The sequence below is a fragment of the Psychrobacter sp. TB20-MNA-CIBAN-0197 genome, from assembly GCF_040309765.1.
Lineage (GTDB): Bacteria > Pseudomonadota > Gammaproteobacteria > Pseudomonadales > Moraxellaceae > Psychrobacter > Psychrobacter submarinus.
This window is the reverse complement of record NZ_JBEOPC010000043.1, coordinates 1-18450: the sequence shown is the minus strand read 5'-3', so window position 1 is coordinate 18450 and position 18450 is coordinate 1. Positions and strand designations below refer to the sequence as shown.

Annotated in this window: 16 protein-coding genes; 6 read left to right on the top strand and 10 right to left on the bottom strand. The window is 44.9% G+C overall.

Annotated elements, in window-relative coordinates; all coding sequences use genetic code 11:
- Positions 1-115 precede the first annotated feature (115 nt).
- Together AAEY83_RS11880 and AAEY83_RS11875 are read left to right on the top strand one after the other, a co-directional pair.
- The gene (locus tag AAEY83_RS11880; protein WP_227501900.1) at positions 116-256 is read left to right on the top strand and encodes a virulence RhuM family protein; all 141 of its coding nucleotides are present in this window, start codon (positions 116-118) and stop codon (positions 254-256) included.
- Between the two features lie 672 nt (positions 257-928).
- Positions 929-1594, top strand: a complete 666-nt coding sequence (locus tag AAEY83_RS11875) for a hypothetical protein (RefSeq protein WP_025645173.1) — start codon at positions 929-931, stop codon at positions 1592-1594.
- Between the two features lie 121 nt (positions 1595-1715).
- On the opposite strand, the gene AAEY83_RS11870 is transcribed toward AAEY83_RS11875, so the two are convergent.
- From AAEY83_RS11870 to AAEY83_RS11860, 3 genes are all read right to left on the bottom strand, one after another.
- Positions 1716-2459, bottom strand: coding sequence for a M90 family metallopeptidase (locus AAEY83_RS11870; protein WP_025645176.1), 744 nt, complete (start codon positions 2457-2459; stop codon positions 1716-1718).
- Positions 2460-2624: 165 nt separating this feature from the next.
- Positions 2625-5180 (bottom strand): excinuclease ABC subunit UvrA, encoded by a 2556-nt coding sequence (gene uvrA, locus AAEY83_RS11865; RefSeq protein WP_025645178.1) that lies wholly within the window; start codon positions 5178-5180, stop codon positions 2625-2627.
- Between the two features lie 177 nt (positions 5181-5357).
- Positions 5358-6230, bottom strand: coding sequence for a LysR family transcriptional regulator (locus AAEY83_RS11860; protein WP_025645180.1), 873 nt, complete (start codon positions 6228-6230; stop codon positions 5358-5360).
- Positions 6231-6386: 156 nt separating this feature from the next.
- Here AAEY83_RS11860 and AAEY83_RS11855 point away from each other — a divergent pair, with 156 nt between their 5' ends.
- Positions 6387-7499, top strand: coding sequence for an S-(hydroxymethyl)glutathione dehydrogenase/class III alcohol dehydrogenase (locus tag AAEY83_RS11855; protein ID WP_198013326.1), 1113 nt, complete (start codon positions 6387-6389; stop codon positions 7497-7499).
- Positions 7500-7615: 116 nt separating this feature from the next.
- Here AAEY83_RS11855 and AAEY83_RS11850 read toward each other — a convergent pair whose 3' ends face one another.
- From AAEY83_RS11850 to yghU, 4 genes are all read right to left on the bottom strand, one after another.
- Positions 7616-8860: a DUF819 family protein gene (locus AAEY83_RS11850; RefSeq protein ID WP_025645184.1), complete on the bottom strand. Its 1245-nt coding sequence runs from the start codon at positions 8858-8860 to the stop codon at positions 7616-7618.
- A gap of 213 nt (positions 8861-9073) precedes the next feature.
- On the bottom strand, positions 9074-10726 hold the full coding sequence (gene csdA, locus AAEY83_RS11845) for a DEAD/DEAH box helicase CsdA (protein ID WP_025645185.1): 1653 nt from the start codon (positions 10724-10726) through the stop codon (positions 9074-9076).
- 599 nt (positions 10727-11325) lie between these two features.
- The gene (locus AAEY83_RS11840) at positions 11326-12489 is read right to left on the bottom strand and encodes a DUF1176 domain-containing protein (protein ID WP_051397407.1); all 1164 of its coding nucleotides are present in this window, start codon (positions 12487-12489) and stop codon (positions 11326-11328) included.
- Between the two features lie 360 nt (positions 12490-12849).
- Positions 12850-13680 carry a glutathione-dependent disulfide-bond oxidoreductase gene (gene yghU, locus AAEY83_RS11835; protein ID WP_025645187.1) on the bottom strand — a complete coding sequence of 277 codons (831 nt, stop codon included), beginning with the start codon at positions 13678-13680 and terminating at the stop codon, positions 12850-12852.
- Positions 13681-14147: 467 nt separating this feature from the next.
- Here yghU and AAEY83_RS11830 point away from each other — a divergent pair, with 467 nt between their 5' ends.
- Entirely contained in the window at positions 14148-15524 is a 1377-nt protein-coding gene (locus AAEY83_RS11830; RefSeq protein ID WP_025645193.1) for a DHA2 family efflux MFS transporter permease subunit, read from the top strand.
- 143 nt (positions 15525-15667) lie between these two features.
- On the opposite strand, the gene bfr (AAEY83_RS11825) is transcribed toward AAEY83_RS11830, so the two are convergent.
- From bfr (AAEY83_RS11825) to AAEY83_RS11815, 3 genes are all read right to left on the bottom strand, one after another.
- Entirely contained in the window at positions 15668-16150 is a 483-nt protein-coding gene (gene bfr / locus AAEY83_RS11825; protein WP_025645194.1) for a bacterioferritin, read from the bottom strand.
- A gap of 67 nt (positions 16151-16217) precedes the next feature.
- Positions 16218-16712: a bacterioferritin gene (bfr, locus tag AAEY83_RS11820; RefSeq protein WP_025645199.1), complete on the bottom strand. Its 495-nt coding sequence runs from the start codon at positions 16710-16712 to the stop codon at positions 16218-16220.
- A gap of 369 nt (positions 16713-17081) precedes the next feature.
- Positions 17082-17273, bottom strand: a complete 192-nt coding sequence (locus AAEY83_RS11815) for a (2Fe-2S)-binding protein (RefSeq protein WP_025645200.1) — start codon at positions 17271-17273, stop codon at positions 17082-17084.
- 37 nt (positions 17274-17310) lie between these two features.
- Here AAEY83_RS11815 and AAEY83_RS11810 point away from each other — a divergent pair, with 37 nt between their 5' ends.
- Both AAEY83_RS11810 and AAEY83_RS11805 read left to right on the top strand, forming a co-directional pair.
- Positions 17311-17526 carry a hypothetical protein gene (locus AAEY83_RS11810; protein ID WP_156923951.1) on the top strand — a complete coding sequence of 72 codons (216 nt, stop codon included), beginning with the start codon at positions 17311-17313 and terminating at the stop codon, positions 17524-17526.
- Positions 17527-17923: 397 nt separating this feature from the next.
- The gene (locus tag AAEY83_RS11805; RefSeq protein ID WP_025645205.1) at positions 17924-18268 is read left to right on the top strand and encodes an ArsR/SmtB family transcription factor; all 345 of its coding nucleotides are present in this window, start codon (positions 17924-17926) and stop codon (positions 18266-18268) included.
- Positions 18269-18450: the final 182 nt, after the last annotated feature.

Sequence of the window (18450 nt, the reverse complement as noted above, 5' to 3'; positions counted from 1 at the left end):
ATTGAATAAGTCATTGTTTATTTCATTAATTAAGATTGTTATAAATATTGTATCGGTTTTATTTGGATTAGACTATACTAGAATAGATGCCGCCGCCATGGTAAAGGAGGCATAATTGGACATCACCAACACTGACAATCATTTTGAAATATACACCACCGATGATAGGCAAACGCAGATTGAGATTCGCCTAGAGCAAGAGACGCTGTGGCTGTCGCAAGCGCAAATGGCAACCTTCTTTGTAAATGTTTTTTAGATGCCATAGGACTACATCTAAAAAACATTTACAAAGAAGGCGAATTAGATCAAACAGCAACTACCGAGGAATCCTCGGTAGTTCGCCAAGAAGGGTCGCGCCAAGTACGCCGTAAGATTCGTTTTTATGGTACTCATAGGTGAGCCGACCTTAATGGATGTGGCCACCAGTCATAAAGGCATGGCAACGATGGGTTAACCGCGGCTTAGCACGATTGTATTGGCTTTCTTTTATGATTTGTATCACCGTATAGAAAGACAGACACTATCCTTAATATCTGTCTTTCTGTACGGTGATTGTTTATGTGGAGCAAGACAGTATTCTATTGAGCAGTGCTAGATAGAATATCTTTAAATTCTAATAGCTAACAACTTAATCAAATAAGAGTTTATTTATGCTGTGATAGTTACATCGTGGGTTCCATAAATAAATTACTCGAGATTGCTTATTTAACATAATATACATTATGCGAAAATAGACCAACGGCTTTTGCTTATTACAGTAAAAGCTGTTTACATAGTATTTGCTATGCTTCTTTAGCTTTTATACTTAGCCTTTATAATTATAATTAGCTTATGTATGCTGAATTTATCATTAGGCCATTTAATAAAATCGCCATTATTATAAATAATTATTGCTTGCGGTAATTTTTACTTCGTTAAGGATATTTTTATGACCAAACGCTCTTATACTTTGCAATCTTTACAATGCATCGCTGCAGCTGCGCCCTTGATCCTTGTTGGTTGTCAGCCTGCCATTCATTCGCAAAACAGCGCCGCGCAACGTAACTCAGCTATTAGCACTCTTGTGATTGAAGACCAAAGATCTACGTCAGCTTCGGCGCAGACACTTGAACAACAGGCTCTACGTATTCAACAAGCTTTGGCTAATGGCGACTACGCTAGCATTACTAATGATATTCATCCGATACACGGCGTACGCTTCTCAATGTATGCTTATGTGCGCCCAGAATCTGATAAGGCCTTTAGCCGAGCCCAGTTTGCTCAGTATCTGCAAGAGTCCGATATTCGCTTCACTTGGGGCAAAAAAGACGGTACTGGTGATTTATTCATCACACCACTGCCGACATACTTGGACACTTGGGTGGATGGCAAAAAATTCAATGATATGAATATCAGCGTCAATAAAATTACCAATAATGGCAATTCAATCAATAATTTAAAAGACATATACCAAAACTCAGACGTTGTAGAGTTTTATTATAAAGGCACTGCAGAATACGCTGGTATGGACTGGCGTGTACTGCGATTGGTGTTTGATGAGTATAAAGGCAGGCGCTATTTAGTTGCTATTATCTCTGATCAGTGGACGGTTTAATGTATTAGGGACACGCCCTAGTCCAAGTCGACTGGAAACCGTCAATAAAAGGGCAATACCCTGCCCTTTATGTCTGTTAACAGCTTCTAGCTAATATTATATATTCATATTTTATTATATACTATAGTGGCGTCTGCCGAAAAAACTTCACCATAATGTCGTAAATATCAGGATAAGCGTCTACGAGCTTTTGCGGCGTCTCAAAAAACACTTCACTGAGTACAGCTAAGAATTCTGCCGGATTGGTTGCGCCATAACGATCGAGTCCTGATTTGCGATGGGTTTGAAAATCCTCAAAATCACGGCTCATAATCTTGGTCCAGCGTTCAGGATCCATGTCTGGCTGCATCGGCGGAAAGCCATTAGCACGGCCATTTAGCATATCTAGCTTATGCACAAACTCGTGAATAACGACGTTATGACCGTCACGCTCGCCTGAGTGCTTAGCATCTTTCCATGACAGAATAACAGGCCCGCGCTGCCACGCTTCACCGCTACGGTGCTGTTGACCTTCGTGGACGATGCCGTATTCGTCAACGCTTTTAGCTTCGCTTTTGTAAGACCCTGAATAAATGATAATTGACGACCAGCCTTTATACCACTCAAGACCAAGATATAAGATCGGCAGGCAGGCTTGTAGCGCAATAGACTGTCTGACTTTATCGGTAACCTCGAACCCTTGTGCGCCGGTAATAGATTTATCCGCCAAAAACAGCGTTGCTAACTCAAACAACTCGTTCATCTCATCATCGGTAAGACGGTCTAGTATGGGGATACGTCCGGCCGCTTGCTGCCAGTCAGCGACTGTAAACTCGCTATTATCTAAAATACGCTGATCACGCCATTCTTTTATCATCTCAAACATGGTTGTTATATCCTTACCTCATCGCTAATAGAGAAGTCTAAGAGTGTACTCCTGATGACATTCCTGCTTCTTTTTGTTCAATACAGTTAGAGAAATGCTGGGCTAGAACTAATGAGGATAGCCAAACACTAACATCCATTAATGCTGCCTGTAGCCTTCGATAAGTTAAACCGTTAAAAAAGGCGCGGTTCGACTCACCTTCGACTCAGCCACTTTTTTTGGCGTACCTTGGGCGACAATCTGCCCGCCTGCATCTCCAGCTCCCGGACCCATATCGATAATCCAGTCGCTATTACTTGCCACTTGCATATCGTGCTCCACCATAATGACCGTATTGCCTGCGTCAACCAGCCCATTTAGCTGCGCCATGAGCATAGAGACGTCAGCAGGATGAAGGCCTGTGGTCGGCTCATCAAGGATATAAAGCGTATCGCCGCGCTGAGTACGTTGCAGCTCAGTGGCAAGCTTAATACGCTGCGCCTCCCCGCCTGATAGCTCGGTGGCGGGCTGACCCAAACGCAAATAGCCCAGGCCAACTTGCAGTAGAGCATCTAGGGCGCGCAGGATAGGCGCTTCCTCGGCAAAAAACTCATAAGCTGCTTCAACCGTTAGATTTAGCACCTCCGCGATGTTTTTATCGCGATAAGTGACCTCCAGCGTCTCATCATTATAGCGCTGTCCATGACAAACTTGACAGGGCGCATAGACACTCGGCAAAAATAGCAACTCAACGCTGACAAACCCCAGTCCTTCACAATTTGGGCAACGACCCTTTGACGTATTAAATGAGAAGCGGCCTGCATCATAACCGCGCGCTTTTGCTTGCTTAGTTGCGGCAAATAATTTACGCACATAATCAAAGAGTCCGGTATAAGTGGCAAGGTTTGAGCGCGGTGTCCGGCCAATGGCTTTTTGGTTAATATTCACAAGCCGGCTCACTTTATCCATGCCAGATACGATACGCCCGCCGGTTGGCGCTTCAAACTCTTGCTCTAGCAAACCTGCCTCATCAGTTGGTGTCTCAGTCACCATCTCTTTCCCTAATGCTTCATTGACTAGCTCAACTAGTGCCTGACTGACCAAACTTGACTTGCCTGATCCAGATACGCCAGTAACACTAGTGAGGACCCCGAGCGGAAACTCGGCGCTTAATCCTTGTATATTATTGCGTTCTATATCAGCAAGCTCAAGCCAAGCGCTCGGCTCTCTAAGGACTTGTTTGTTTGCGCCGTCTTTATTAGTAAACAGATAGCGCGCTGTCGACGATTCTTTAATATCCTCCAGACCTTCCACAGGCCCACTGTAAACAATTTCGCCTCCATGCACGCCAGCCTTAGGCCCGACATCAACCACCCAATCGGCATGCCGAATGACGCTCACATCATGCTCAACCACAAACACTGAATTGCCAGCGTCTATCAGCTCATCCAGAGCACCGAGCAGGGCTTGTGTGTCAGCAGGATGCAAGCCAGCGGAGGGCTCATCAAGCACATAGACGACGCCAAACAGTTGCGAGCGTATTTGCGTGGCTAATCTAAGACGCTGCAACTCCCCTGGCGACAAGGTCGGCGTGGTACGTTCAAGCGACAAGTAACCCAAGCCTAGCCGGGTTAACGCCTCAACGCGCGCGAGGATATCGCTAGTAATACGCTGTGCGACGATGGCTTTTTCGCGGTTGGGAGTATCATCTTTGATTTTTGTATGCGCTGTTTTTTGCAGCGCGAGCGCCAGATCGGTTAAGGTAAGCTGTGACAGCTCGCCAATATCAAGACCTGCGAATTTGACTGCTAGCGATTCTTTTTTGAGCTTTTTTCCGTGGCATTCTGGGCATACAGAGATTTGCATAAACTGCGAGACGCGTTTTTTGACTCGCGGGCTTTGAGTGGTGGTAAATGATTGCAAAATAAAGTTTTTGGCGCTGATATAGGTGCCCATATAGTTGGGCTTTTCTCCTTTGTCGATCGCAGCACGCGTTTGCTCAAGGCTATATTCAGGATAGACGGGCACCGTTGGCGTCTCATCAGTATATAAGATCCAGTCGCGAGACTCTTTGGGCAGCTGGTTCCAAGGGGTGTCAATATCATAGCCAAGCGTAGTCAATATACGGCTCAGGTTTTGGCCTTGCCAAGCGCCCGGCCATGAAGCAATGGCGCGCTCACGAATGGACTTGGTCGAATCGGGCACCATCATATCCTCAGTCACATCAAACACTCGGCCAATACCTGAACATACCCGGCAAGCACCCTCTGGCGTATTGGGCGAGAACGCATCGGCATAGAGCATCTCTTGATCGGCCGGATAATCCCCTGCCCGCGAATACAGCATCCGTAGCGCGTTAGAGATGGTGGTGACGCTTGCCACCGATGAGCGCACTGAAGGCGTTCCGCGCTGCTGCTGCAAAGCGACCGCTGGTGGCAAGCCTTCTATCGCATCGACATCAGGCTCCTCCACTTGGTCAATCAGACGGCGAGCATAAGGCGCTACCGAATCTAAATAGCGCCGCTGCGACTCAGCAAACAAAGTACCAAACGCCAGTGACGACTTCCCTGAGCCTGATATCCCGGTAAAAACCACTAGCGCATCACGTGGCAGATCAACGTCGACGTTTTTGAGGTTATGAACGCGCGCGCCTCGGACTTGCACGTGATTGTTTGATTGGCTTGTTTGTTGATTAGGAGCGCTATAAAGGTCGCGCGAGGTTGTGCTATTGTGCTTAGCCATACCGCAGTCTTTCCTCTTAAATCGTTATTATTATAATATTTGATTGGCTAGAGGTTAACACACCTTGATTGTCGGCTATGGCTAGGCTTACGTATTCATAGCATAAAAAGACAAATCGATAACTAACAACAGCTAAATGATTTAAACTGCGCTTTTAATTGGTACTTTTAACTTGTACTAGGGTCTGGATAGATTTGCTGCCAAGTAATCGACTAATAGCCTGATTTTCGATGATAAATGACGATTATGCGGATAGACGGCCCAGATATCTTCTTTAGGTTCTCGGTATTTATCGAGCAGACTGACTAGCGCGCCACTTGCTAGGTATTTTTGCACATAATAATCAGGAAGCTGGACCATACCTAGGCCTTTCAAAGCTGCATCCACTAAGCTGTAGCCACTGTTATAGCGCACCGGACCACTGACTTGCACCTTTTTTTCTTTCCCAGCGCTTTTAAAACGCCAATAATCTAGCGTTCCAAGTAAACAATGATGCTGACTAAGGTCGGCTAGTTGCTGCGGCGCGCCATACTTATCTAAATAAGCAGGCGATGCGCAGACAAAACTAGTGCGGCTGCTTAGTTTCTTGGCCATCAAAGTTGAGTCATGCAAGTGTCCAATGCGTATCGCTAAGTCATAACTGCCTTCGATTAAATCGATGGTTTGATTGCTCAAAAAAGCCGTGACCTCAATATCCCGATATTGCAGCATAAAATCATTCACAAGCGGTAAGAGTTGTTGCTCGCCATAAGTGACAGGAGCAGTTAGTTTTATCTTACCCTGAGGTTTAGACTGCAAGTTACTGACTGCCTGTTCCGCGGCATTCAACTCATCTAGCACCACTCGGCAGCGCTCATAAAATACCCGGCCCTCCTCTGTCAATGATACCCTACGAGTGGTACGATAGAGAAGCTTGGTGTTCAAACGCGCCTCCAAAGCACTCACTTGCCGGCTGACTTGCGCGGTGGAAATTCCTAGCCTTTTGGCCGCTTTAGTAAAGCTTTCGTACTCGGCAACATAAACAAACTCATTAACGCCTTCCCACTGCATGATTATTACCACCTTGTAAAAGACTTTTTCAATTTTACTATATTATCATTACTTTAGAAATAATATAAAATAGTCACCATCATCCTAAACACTCGTTACAATTAAAAATAAGGAAGCGAAGCTATGTCAAAACAAGCCAATACTACCGATGAATTTATTAAATCCAAAGCCGCTGTCGCTTGGGGCCCAAAACAGCCACTTTCTATTGAAGAAGTAGATGTAATGCTGCCGCGTAAAGGTGAGGTGCTAGTAAAGATTCTAGCCAGCGGCGTTTGTCATACTGATGCCTTCACTTTATCCGGTGAAGACCCAGAGGGCGTATTTCCCGCTATCTTAGGCCATGAAGGCGGCGGTATCGTTGAGCAAGTCGGCGAAGGTGTAACTAGCGTTGCCGTTGGCGACCACGTGATACCTCTATACACTGCTGAGTGCGGCGTCTGTAAAATGTGCCGCTCGGGAAAAACCAACCTGTGCTCGGCAGTACGTGAAACTCAAGGTAAAGGCTTAATGCCAGATGGCACCACGCGCTTTTATAAAGATGGCGAGCCTATTTATCACTATATGGGCTGCTCCACTTTCTCTGAGTACACCGTTCTACCTGAGATCTCTTTAGCCAAAGTCGATGAAGAGGCCCCTCTAGAAAAGGTCTGCTTACTGGGCTGCGGCGTGACTACCGGCATGGGCGCAGTTATGAATACTGCTAAAGTAGAAGAAGGCTCTACTGTTGCTATTTTTGGTCTTGGTGGTATCGGCCTTGCTGCCATCATCGGCGCAAAAATGGCCAAAGCCAGCCGCATCATCGCTATCGATATCAACGAAGATAAATTCGAGTTGGCCAAAAAACTCGGCGCAACCGATTGTATTAACTCCAAAGACTACGACAAGCCTATCCAAGACGTTATCGTCGAGATGACTGATGGCGGCGTCGATTATTCGTTTGAATGTATCGGTAACGTCGATGTCATGCGCTCAGCGCTCGAGTGCTGTCATAAAGGTTGGGGCGAATCGGTGATTATCGGTGTCGCTGGCGCAGGACAAGAGATCTCCACCCGTCCATTCCAGCTTGTCACAGGCCGCGTTTGGAAAGGTTCGGCATTTGGCGGTGTCAAAGGCCGCAGTGAACTACCCGGCTACGTTGAGAGTTACTTACAAGGCGATATTCCTTTAGAGGACTTCATTACCCATACGATGCCTATCGAGGACATTAATGAAGCGTTTGACCTTATGCATAAAGGAGAAAGCATTCGCTCAGTGGTTCATTTTGAATAATAATAGCTGAAGGTTATCGTTATTCTCAAAGCTGATAATTTATTCGCTTAAAAAAAGCAGCATAAACTCGTTTTATGCTGCTTTTTTAGTACCAAACAAGTTATTCTTAACCGCTACTATCCCACTACCAAACGCATCATCTGTGTACTGATATAACCGCCAAAGGTACCAACCGCATACCCTAAAATACCCAAAAACACACCAACTGGTGCCAAGGAGGGATGAAAAGCGGTGGCGACAATAGGCGCTGATGACGCGCCGCCGGTATTGGCATTTGAGCCAACCGCTAAAAAGAAAAACGGCGCGCGAATGAGTCTTGCGACAATAAAGATGATAGCCACATGAATACTCATCCACACCAGGCCAATCAAGAGTAAGCGCCACTGCGAGACGATGCCGGCAAGATTGATCTGCATACCGATAGCGGCAATAAGTACAAAGATAAATACCGTACCGATTTTGGAGGCGCCGACATGATCCAGACGACGGATTTTGGTAAAGGAGAAGACAACCCCGATTAAGGTAATAATCACCACCATCCAAAAAAAGCTACTGGCAAAGCTATACTGCACCGCCCAGCTATAGGGCGCAAAGAAACCTGCAATCTGTTCTCCGACAAAATGCGCTACCCCAACCATGGCAAAGCACAGCCCAAACATCACCATTAAATCATTCAAAGTGGCCGGACGCGCGTGATTGCGCTCGTAGCTCTCGACAGCTTTGATGACTTTTTCTATGCTGCTGTTATCTGCTTTTAACAGGCGATCTACCTTATCGCTATGCTTGGCTAACACTAAAATTGCTAATAACCATAATGATGCATTAGTAGTATCCACCAAGATCATCATGCCGAATAAATCATCGCTAACCCCGAACAACTCCTTCATCGCTGCCTGATTGGCCGCGCCGCCGATCCAGCTTCCTGCGACCGCCGAAAACCCGCGCCACAAGGTGTCATCTGTGAACATCTCAGGTGACACCCATTTTGCTAACCCTAAACTGACAGGCCCGCTAACAATAATAGCTAAGCTTGCAGCAAAAAACATGGCAATCGCCTTCCAGCCTAGTCCCAATATCTTGGGCACATCCATCGACAGCGTCATCAGGAGTAAGCTTGCTGGCAACAGATAAGTGGCGGTAAAACCATAAATCTGCGAGCCGATACCATCAGCAAACACGCCTAAGCTATTGAGCGTCGCCGGTATAAAGCAGCACAGCACGATACCTGGCAGCACGGCATAAAAGCGCCGCCAAAATTTGCCCGGCAGCCCTTGAGTATAAAATACCAAACCAATAATTGCCATGATAATGCCAAAAGCTAACGGTAAGCTGTCTATCTTTAAGTCAGAAATAGCGAGCATCTAATGGCTCCAAGCAGGATCAATTTAGAGGAAGTGAATAAGCATTGCAGTATAGAGAAGCACGAAAATGAGCGCAAGGTCGTCTCATAAGAGCGCCCTATTTTTATTGACCTACAAAAAAGCCAGATACTAGCTATTCACTAGATATCTGGCTTTTTACACTATTCGTAAACCTCAATAGAGGTTTAGCTCAACAGACCAAATGATGGTTTGTTACGAGTTGCCACCACGGTTGCCGCGATTGCCACTTGGACGACCATTACCGCTTGAGCGATTGGCTGGACGGCCTTGGCTACCGCTTGGGCGACCACGTCCGGTTGCTGCGCGATCACCACGCGGGGCACTCGTGCCATCGCCGCGATTAGGGCCACTGCGCTTGCCTTGATAAGGCTTGCCGCCGAAACGGTCTTTTGGCTTACCAGATGAGTCACGTGACTTGCCTGCGCCTTGGCCTTGATAACCGCTGTCGTTGCTAGCGCGTTGACCACCGCCGTTAGACTTACCGGCATAGCCACCTGAACGTCCGCGTCCTTGACCACTACCATTTGAGCGACCACGCCCGCGGCCGCGACCTTTAGGTTTATTCGCACTTGGTACGTAAGTTTTCTTTGGCTCAAGCCCTTCAATAACTTCTACTTCCATCTTACGATCAAGATAGCGATTAATAGCTGCTAGCTGTGGACGATCATCCATGCTACATAAGCTGATTGCAACACCGGTACGACCAGCACGGCCACAGCGACCAATACGGTGGACATAGTCTTCTGTCTGACGCGGTAGATCATAATTGATGACATGCGAGATTGCAGGTACGTCGAGACCACGAGCAGCGACGTCAGTTGCGACTAGTATTTTGCATTTGCCATTACGCAAGTCTTGTACGATACGGTTACGCTTGCTTTGCGGCAGATCGCCGTGCAAGAAGCTGGCTTTATGGCCGTCTTCTTTAAGCTGGCTGGCAAGCTTTTCAGTACTACGTTTGGTTGCCGCAAAGATAATGATTTGGTCCATCTCTGGTTGACAAACGACTTTGTCTAAGATTTTATTCTTATGATTAAAGTCATCACAGTAATAGACTTTTTCATCGATATGAGCCGATTCTACTTTAATAGACACGCGCTCTGGGTTTTTCGTGAAGCTTGCAGCGATCTTACCAACTGGGCCATCCCAAGTGGCTGAACACATCACCGTCTGACGGTCGGTTGGTGCCGCTTTTAGGATATCGTTGATATCATCAGCAAAACCCATATCAAGCATACGGTCGGCTTCATCTAGCACGAGCACTTCTAAGTGTGATAAATCAACACGGCCTGCTTTAATATGATCGAGCAGACGACCTGGGGTTGCGACAATCACTTGTACGCCTTTTTTAAGCGCGCGAATCTGACCGTTATACGGCGCGCCGCCGACTAGCGGTACACAAAATAGACCGCGCATATCGTGCGAATACGTACGCACGCTATCATGAACCTGCTGAGCAAGCTCGCGCGTAGGCGTTAGGATAAGGGCTTTAGTGTGTTTGTCAAAGCTTGTGGCGCGGCTTAAGCGATCTAGCAGTGGAATAACGAAAGCTGCTGTTTTACCACTACCAGTCTGCGCTGATAGTAATAAGTCACGACCCGCTAACGCAAAAGGAATAGCCTGCGCTTGGATAGGTGTCGGGTTTGTATAGCCACTGCGATCAAGCGAGGTTAAGATAGGCTTGGCAATGTTAAGATCAGCAAAGCTGATTTGGTTTTCCTCAGTAGTCTCAGACGCGTCAGTAGTAGCGGCTTGAGCCTGTTCTGCTGCTGTGTTGGTTGTTTGAGTGTCGTTGTTTTCGATGATGCCGTTTTGGGCGGCGATAGTAGATAAGATGTCAGTCATGAGTATCCTTGGTAGTTGAGCCGCTGCAAATTCAGCGTGCTTGATGCCTACCACTGATAACCGTTCATCAAACAGCCTATTTACCAATCAAAATGGTAAAGTATCTGCATGATGTCTGACGTATTTTGGTGGTAGTGCCGAGTGTCTTATCTTCGTTTGTTACTCTAACTTCATCATTACTTTGTCCAAAGTAGATAAAGGCAAGTAACACCCAATTTAAGCCAATCTTTAGGCTAGTAGATAAGATATGAGTCAAAAATAGCGCTATCAATAAAAGCTATTTAAGTACACAAAATCATCGGCAACAATTACTCATAGCCATCCTAGGCTCAAAATCGCAGGCGATGTTATCAATCTCATAATACACGTAGTCGAAGCTAACGTGGCGACGTAGTATATCACAGCTTATTTATTATCCCTATCTATTTTTTTATATTCATAACCATAGTGCATTCACCAGTAATACTAAGGGTTAGCAAACAAAATGCTAAGCGCTAGAGGCCAACTCGGTACTAAATAACAGTACTAAGCAGTACTGATTATCAGTGCTAAGCTGAATATGGATGATAAGCGCTCATACTATAAAAATACTACCAAGCTTAACGTTTAACATCCGAGACATAAGTTGGCAAATCCCAAGCGCCGCCAGACTCTACCATACGGCAAAGACCTGTGGTGCTCTCGTAGCTTTTCTCAAAACGACGACCCGTCCAGACCCAGTCTGTCTTTTCTAAGCAATCTCCAAGGCTGCGGCCTTTTTGGATAGCGCTTATTTTGCCACTGTCATAGCTAGTAGCACTATTAGTGACCAATTTGGGGTTATAAGGCGCGCTGTCATTCATTACCCACATACCATGGCCAACATTATAAGCATCGACCCAGCATTTATGCTGAGCGAGTAGCTGATTGCCATTTAGGCGCTTCACACGCCAGCCGGAATCATCGCTTAAGCTTGGACAATCGCGCTTTGCATCTGCTAGGGTATTTTTCATTATAGCTGTAAGGTCTGAGGCGTCTATTCTAAAGCTCTTTTTTTTGGCCATTCTTGTTGCTGGTGGCACTAAGCGTAATTGCGGGGCAGGTTTGGCAGCTAACACTTGACTGTCAGACTTACTCCCTTTCTTCACTAACGCCCCACTCGTTCCAACTCGCCCTTGCGCTTCATCTGCCTTTAGCATGACTGCCATTGCACCATCACCGGACAGCTCCCAGCGTGTATTACGAAGCACAAATTCGATCTTGCTCTCTTTGGTCAGGGCCTCTAGCAGGGCGCTCACTTGCCCAGGGGTTAAGACGGCGTCATTAGTAGTGCTAGAGTATGGCTGCGCCTCACCATAGTCTTTACCATCTATAATAAGCGAGATACGGTGACGGTTACCTAGTTGCAGCAAGGATTTGGCTGAGCCCTCTTTAGCCCCGCCAAGCTTTACTCTGCCATCAACCTTTGCCGCCTCGCCAGCGCGGCGAACCAATAACACAGAGACTGGCATCTTAATGTTATTCTGACTTTGATATCCTGCTAGCCGGCAGGTTCGAGTATTGTCACAAGCGACTTGCCAATCTTCTGAGTCAAGCGCTACCGGCGTGGCCGTATTACCCATAGTGCTAGCAGCCATAGCACTAATGGCGAATAAGCCTAATGATAAATACTTTTTGAGGTACTCCCTGGGAGTATAAGACGCAATAGCCAGAGCTACGCTCGTAGGATGAACGCGCCGCTGCTTATTATCTAGGCAATTTTTTTTATTATTAGTATATTTCATAAGGGATACTCTTAAACTTATAAGACATCAGTGCAAATTTTTAACATGGGCAAGCTACTATCTTAAACGCTTAATGTTACCGTTTGTTATTCTAATATATCATTGTGTAATAGATAAAAGGGATATAAATTCTATTAAAAGGGATATAAATTCTATTAAATCGTCTTAAAATCATTATTTAATCTCTATAACCCCTCATTACCGTAGGCTATTGATGCCTAACGATGGCTAGTCTTGCTCACTCCTTAGGTGTTTGTTCTGGCTTATTGGCTAAGCCCATAAAAAAGCCGATAACTTAAGCTATCGGCCCTTTATTTTAATAAATGGTTTAATTTTAAGGCTTTATCGCAGATTAGATAGTTAGGAATGAATAGATTGTAGCGGAAGATCAACCGCTCTTTTTACTGCCGGGCGCTGCGCTATGGTTCTAGCCCAGCGCTGCAAATGCTGATAGCTATCAACCTGTAAAAATTCAGCCGAGCCTTCATAGAGATCGCCGAGCACAAGTTGGCCGTACCAAGCCCAAATAATCATATCAGCAATATTGTAACTTTGTTCACCATTACCGCACATATAATCACGGTCTTGTAAGTGAATATCTAACACATCGAGCTGACGTTTGGTCTCCATTGTAAAGCGATTAATCGGATATTCCATCGGTTCAGGGGCATACGCATAAAAATGACCGAAGCCGCCGCCTACATACGGTGCGCTGCCCATCTGCCACATCACCCAGGACAGACACTCAGTCCGCGCTCGGCCCTGCTCTAGTGGTACAAACTTACCGAACTTCTCTGCCAAATATAGTAAAATCGCGCCTGACTCAAAGATATGAATAGGCTCATCATCTTCTACTGCTGAATAATCTACTAAGGCTGGAATTTTAGAATTGGGATTAATATCGACAAAGCCTGAGCCGAATTGATCATTTTCAGAGATATCGATCTTATAGGCGTCATATTCTGCGCCTTTTACCCCAAGCTCGCGCAGCTCCTCTAGTAAGATATTGACCTTGACACCATTTGGCGTGTTCAATGAGTAGAGTTGTAGCGGCGCATCCCCTACTGGTAATGTTTGCTCGTGGCGCGCGCCTGCGGTGGGACGATTGGTGTTGGCAAACTTACCGCCGTTTTCTTTATCATTCGTCCAAACTTTTGCGGGTTTATAGGGGTTATCATTATTATCACTCATAAGCGTTATCCTGTTTTATTATAAACTTTGCTTCATAAAATTATAGTCAATCAATATTAAAAGTGGTACAAGGCAGACGAGTGCAAGTACTACAGTAGTAGGCTAAACGAGTCTAACGCTGTAACACTTTAATAGTGGTTCGACTATATCAAAGCTGCTACCAGCTTTAAATTTTAACATTCATTTCAGTTTTGAGAATCCACTATAGCGGATAGCTCTCTAGCTAGAAAAGAGCTTTAATGTAGCGATTATTAAGCAAGTTATGTCATTTAACCTGATTAATATCCGTACGTATCGTTATCAGCGTGACTGTAACTACACTTTGAGACTGAGCTTTGGCCGCTAACCGTTACTTTCTCCTTCTTTAACTACTGCCTGATTGTCCCTATACTACGCGCAAACCTCAAACTATAATTTAATACTTCATAAATTTAACACTTTATAAAGTAAGCGATGGTGATGTCTACATGGTAACGCTAACCCCAGCGCAAGATAAATTCCTACCTTATGTGTTAGCCGTAGCGCTGTTTATGCAGATCCTTGATGCGACGATTCTTAACACATCGCTGCCGCAGATGGCTGAGGCTCTAGGAGAGTCGCCACTCAAAATGCAGTGGGCGGTGATCAGTTATGCGCTAACCTTAGCGATCTTTATTCCGATTAGTGGTTTTTTGGCGGATAAGTACGGCACGCGTAAGGTATTTTTATCCGCTATTATTATCTTCTCTGTCGGGTCGCTGATGTGTGCCGCTTCGCCGACGCTCGATATTTTGATTGGCTCGCGTGTTATACAAGGGATTGGCGGGGCGATGATGACGCCAGTTGCACGGCTGATCTTAGTCAAGTCTTATCCGCGCAATAAGCTTTTAACGGTGATGAACTTTGCGGTGATTCCGGCGCTGATTGCCCCATTAGTAGGCCCAGTGCTCGGCGGCTATATCGTACAATACTTCAGTTGGCATTGGATATTTTTAATCAATATTCCTATGGGTATCCTAGGCTACGTTATGGGCAAAAAACTGGTGCCTGACTTATTTGAAGATGCCAAGCATTTAGATTGGGCAGGCTTTGCTTTATTTGCCGCTGCAGCTTGCGGCTTTACCTTAGCTGTAGAGTTTGGCTCACAAACTGGTCGCGGCTTATATGGACTGATACTCGCGCTGATTGCTTCAGTATTGATAGGCGCTTATGTTTGGCATGCTAAGCGCCGGCAAGCACCGCTATTTCCCTTGAGTTTGTTTAGCATTCGCACCTTTCGAATCGGCATTGTTGGTAATTTATTTACTCGCTTAGGAATTAGTGCGGTGCCTTTTTTGTTGCCGCTGCTGCTGCAAGTGGTGTTTAAATACTCACCTTCTCAGGCGGGTTGGTTACTTGCGCCTATAGCCATTGGCGCTATGGGTATCAAGCCTTGGGTCAGTAAAATCATCCAGCGCTACAGCTACCGTAAGGTATTAGTGGTGAACACGATTTTATTAGGTATTTTGATTATTATTCTAGCGCAGTTCAACGATCCGTCTTATTGGATATGGTATATCCCTATTTTGATCATTATGGGTGCTTGTAACTCCATGCAGTTTAGCGCTATGAACACTCTTACAATAGGTGACTTGGAAGGCACACAGACCAGTAGCGGCAATAGTTTAATGGCGGTTAATCAGCAGCTTGCGATCGGTTTTGGGATTGCCTTTGGCGCGGCGGTACTCAACTTATTGCGTGAGCGCATGGATCTCGATATGCTGATGGCATTTCAGACGACTTACTGGGTACTTGGCATCTTGACTATTTTATCAGGGCTGCATTTTTTACGTCTTAAGCCCAATGATGGCGACGGCTTGTATTAGTTGTCTAAAGATATAAACTTAAAAAAACCAGCTTAAGCTCACAAGGCTTAGGCTGGTTTTTTTATTAACCGTATTACAAGAGCTTTTAGGAATAAACCTCAATTATAGTTATTAAAGAACTATAGTTAGTAAAGCTTGCATACTTACGGGGTATGATCGTCATTAATCTGCGATTGAATATAGTTATGCACGCCGACATCGCGGATAAGATCTTGCTGGGTGTCTAGCCAATCGTCGTACTCTTCATTACCGTCTTTTAGCTCGACAAGTAGCTTGCGTGAGACATAGTCTTTGTGCTGCTCACACAGGGTAATCGCATCGGTGATGATGTCGAACTTTTGGCGCTCTAAGCGCAGATTGCACTCAATCATCTCAGGCACGTCTTCTGCGATAAACATCTTGCCGTAGTCCTGCAAGTTTGGCAGACCCCCTAATAGCAAAATGCGCGCAATCAGATCATCCGACCATTTCATCTCATAGATAGACTGTTTGTACTGATTTTCATTTAAAGCCTCAAGACCCCAATGACGCGCAATACGCGCATGCAAAAAATACTGATTAATCGCTATTAGCGACTGTCCAAGTACCTTGTTTAGGGCTCTAATTACTTCTTTATCGCCTCTCATCTCTCTCTCCTAAGCATCTAAAAAACGTAAGCGTTTACATAACTGATATTAGCCTATCACCCGACTTCTAGCCTTGGGTTAATTCTGGCGGTACTTCTGCTATCTGGCTTTGTAGATAATTAGGCAAAGTCACCATATCAATCAGGCGAAGCTGCTGCTCTAACCAATGCGCGTGATCTTCTTCGGTGTCTTGCAGCTGCTCCACCAAGATATCACGAGTGACGTAATCGTGCTCCTCTTCGCATAAGGCAATGCCGTCTTTTAGGTGCTGCTGCACTGCGTATTCAAGATCAAGATCAAACTGTAGCATCTCAGGTACAGTGCTGCCGATACGGATCTCATTCACCGTCATTTTAGGCGTACCGCTGAGCATTAAGATACGGCGAATAATCGCTTGCGCATGCAGGGTTTCATCCTCCATCTCATGGTGGATACGATCATAAAGCTTGCCATAATGCCATTCAGCGTACATCTCAGAATGAATAAAATACTGATCCCGCGCCGCCAGCTCACCGCCTAATAAAAAGTTTAAATAATCGATAACTTTTTGGCTGCCTTTCATAATCGCTACTCCTTTGTTTATTCGCTTTTATCATTATTAGCGCTGTCAATAACACCGCAAGCTAAAACGTAATGAATCAACTGTTGAGTCTAACATAAAGACAGCGCGGGGCTTGTAATATTAAGAACTAAGAATAAGATGCTAACTGATAATTGTTATCAGACTAAATTATTATGAGCATAAGTCGCCGCTACTTTTAGTGCGCTCTTACGTTTCAGCCTTACTTTTGATTGAGGCTTTATGCACCTAGCTGCACACATCAAAAAGCCGCCCTGCTGTGATAAGCAATGGACGGCTGACTCATATCTGACTAGCAGTTTATAGATTATTTATAGGAAAGAGCGCGAATCAAGTGGGCGATACCTAGCGCTATACGGCATACGCTAATACATCAAGTTTGGCGTGATGCTCATCAAGATAGTCATTGACCATAGGCTCACAGCAGCCGCAGCAAGTAGCGACATCAAGGGTGTCTTTTAGGCCATCAAGCGTGTCAATACCTGAAGCTATGGCGGCTTGAATTTGTTTTTCTTTGACGTCGTTACAGATGCAAACGTACATATAACTACCCCTACTTTAAGCTCTTAATGCTATTGGTATGCCAATCACTATAAACTGGCTTAAAACCATTATAATGATAATTATTAGCATTTACAATAACTTTTATAACCATCACTTTTCTCTTGCTAATGCTGTTACTGTTGCTGTTGCTGTTGCTGTTGCTGTTGCTGTTGCTGTTGCTGTTGCTGTTGCTGTTGCTGTGGTTAGGATAACGGATCGCTTCTGTTGCAATAATCAGCAATTAAACTCATAAAAGACGATAACTAAAGAACTTTGTAGCTCTACTTAGCAATATTTACTTAATCGCATATAAATTCATTACTTAATTCGGTAGAATAGGCAGTATGAAGTGTAGCAAATTGCCGATGAACGGTTATTTTTATAGATTGACACTCAAATACCATAAAAGCTAGAATGTCGTCGCTATTACAAATAGTGATTAATATTATTTTTAGTATACAAGTTATGTCAGTACTATAAACGAATGTCATAATTTATTTCTGAGCTATCATTTATGAGTATTTACTGATTTAATACCCTGTATTTGCCGATATCCTATTGTTTCTTTTTAGACGGGTTGATTCACCCATCATTGACTTTTTTGTGAACAGATTTGTGAGCAGATAAGCTATCATCCAAGAGACCTTTATATGTCTAACCCAAATAATGCTATACAGCCCATTGAGCTGTTCAAAGTCTTGTCAGACCCTACGCGCTTGAAGTTGTTCCAGATTTTGTACAAAAAAGAAGCGCGCTGCGTAGGCGAATTAGTCGATATGCTAGATCAGCCGCAGCCGACGATATCGCGGCATCTAAACCATCTCAAAAAGCTAGGTATCCTTAGCTGTGTGCGTGATGGGACGTGGATGTGGTATAAAGTGTCGAATGACATGCCTGACTGGTGTGCTACTATCCTTGAGACCACTTATCAGACACTAAAAGAACAAAACGCACCTATAAAAGAGTTAAGTACCGCTCAAATTGCTGATGCGTAACTGCGCTGATAGTTTATTTATCAGGTAGAGCCACGTAATATAAGAGCTTATGTCATCTTATAAAAAAGCAAAAAAAGACCTATAGCTCACTATTAGCTATAGGTCTCTTAGATTAACACATGAAGTGCAATACCAAATGCAAGGTGAAAAAAAGACCTAGATGCGCTAGCATCAAAGTTTTT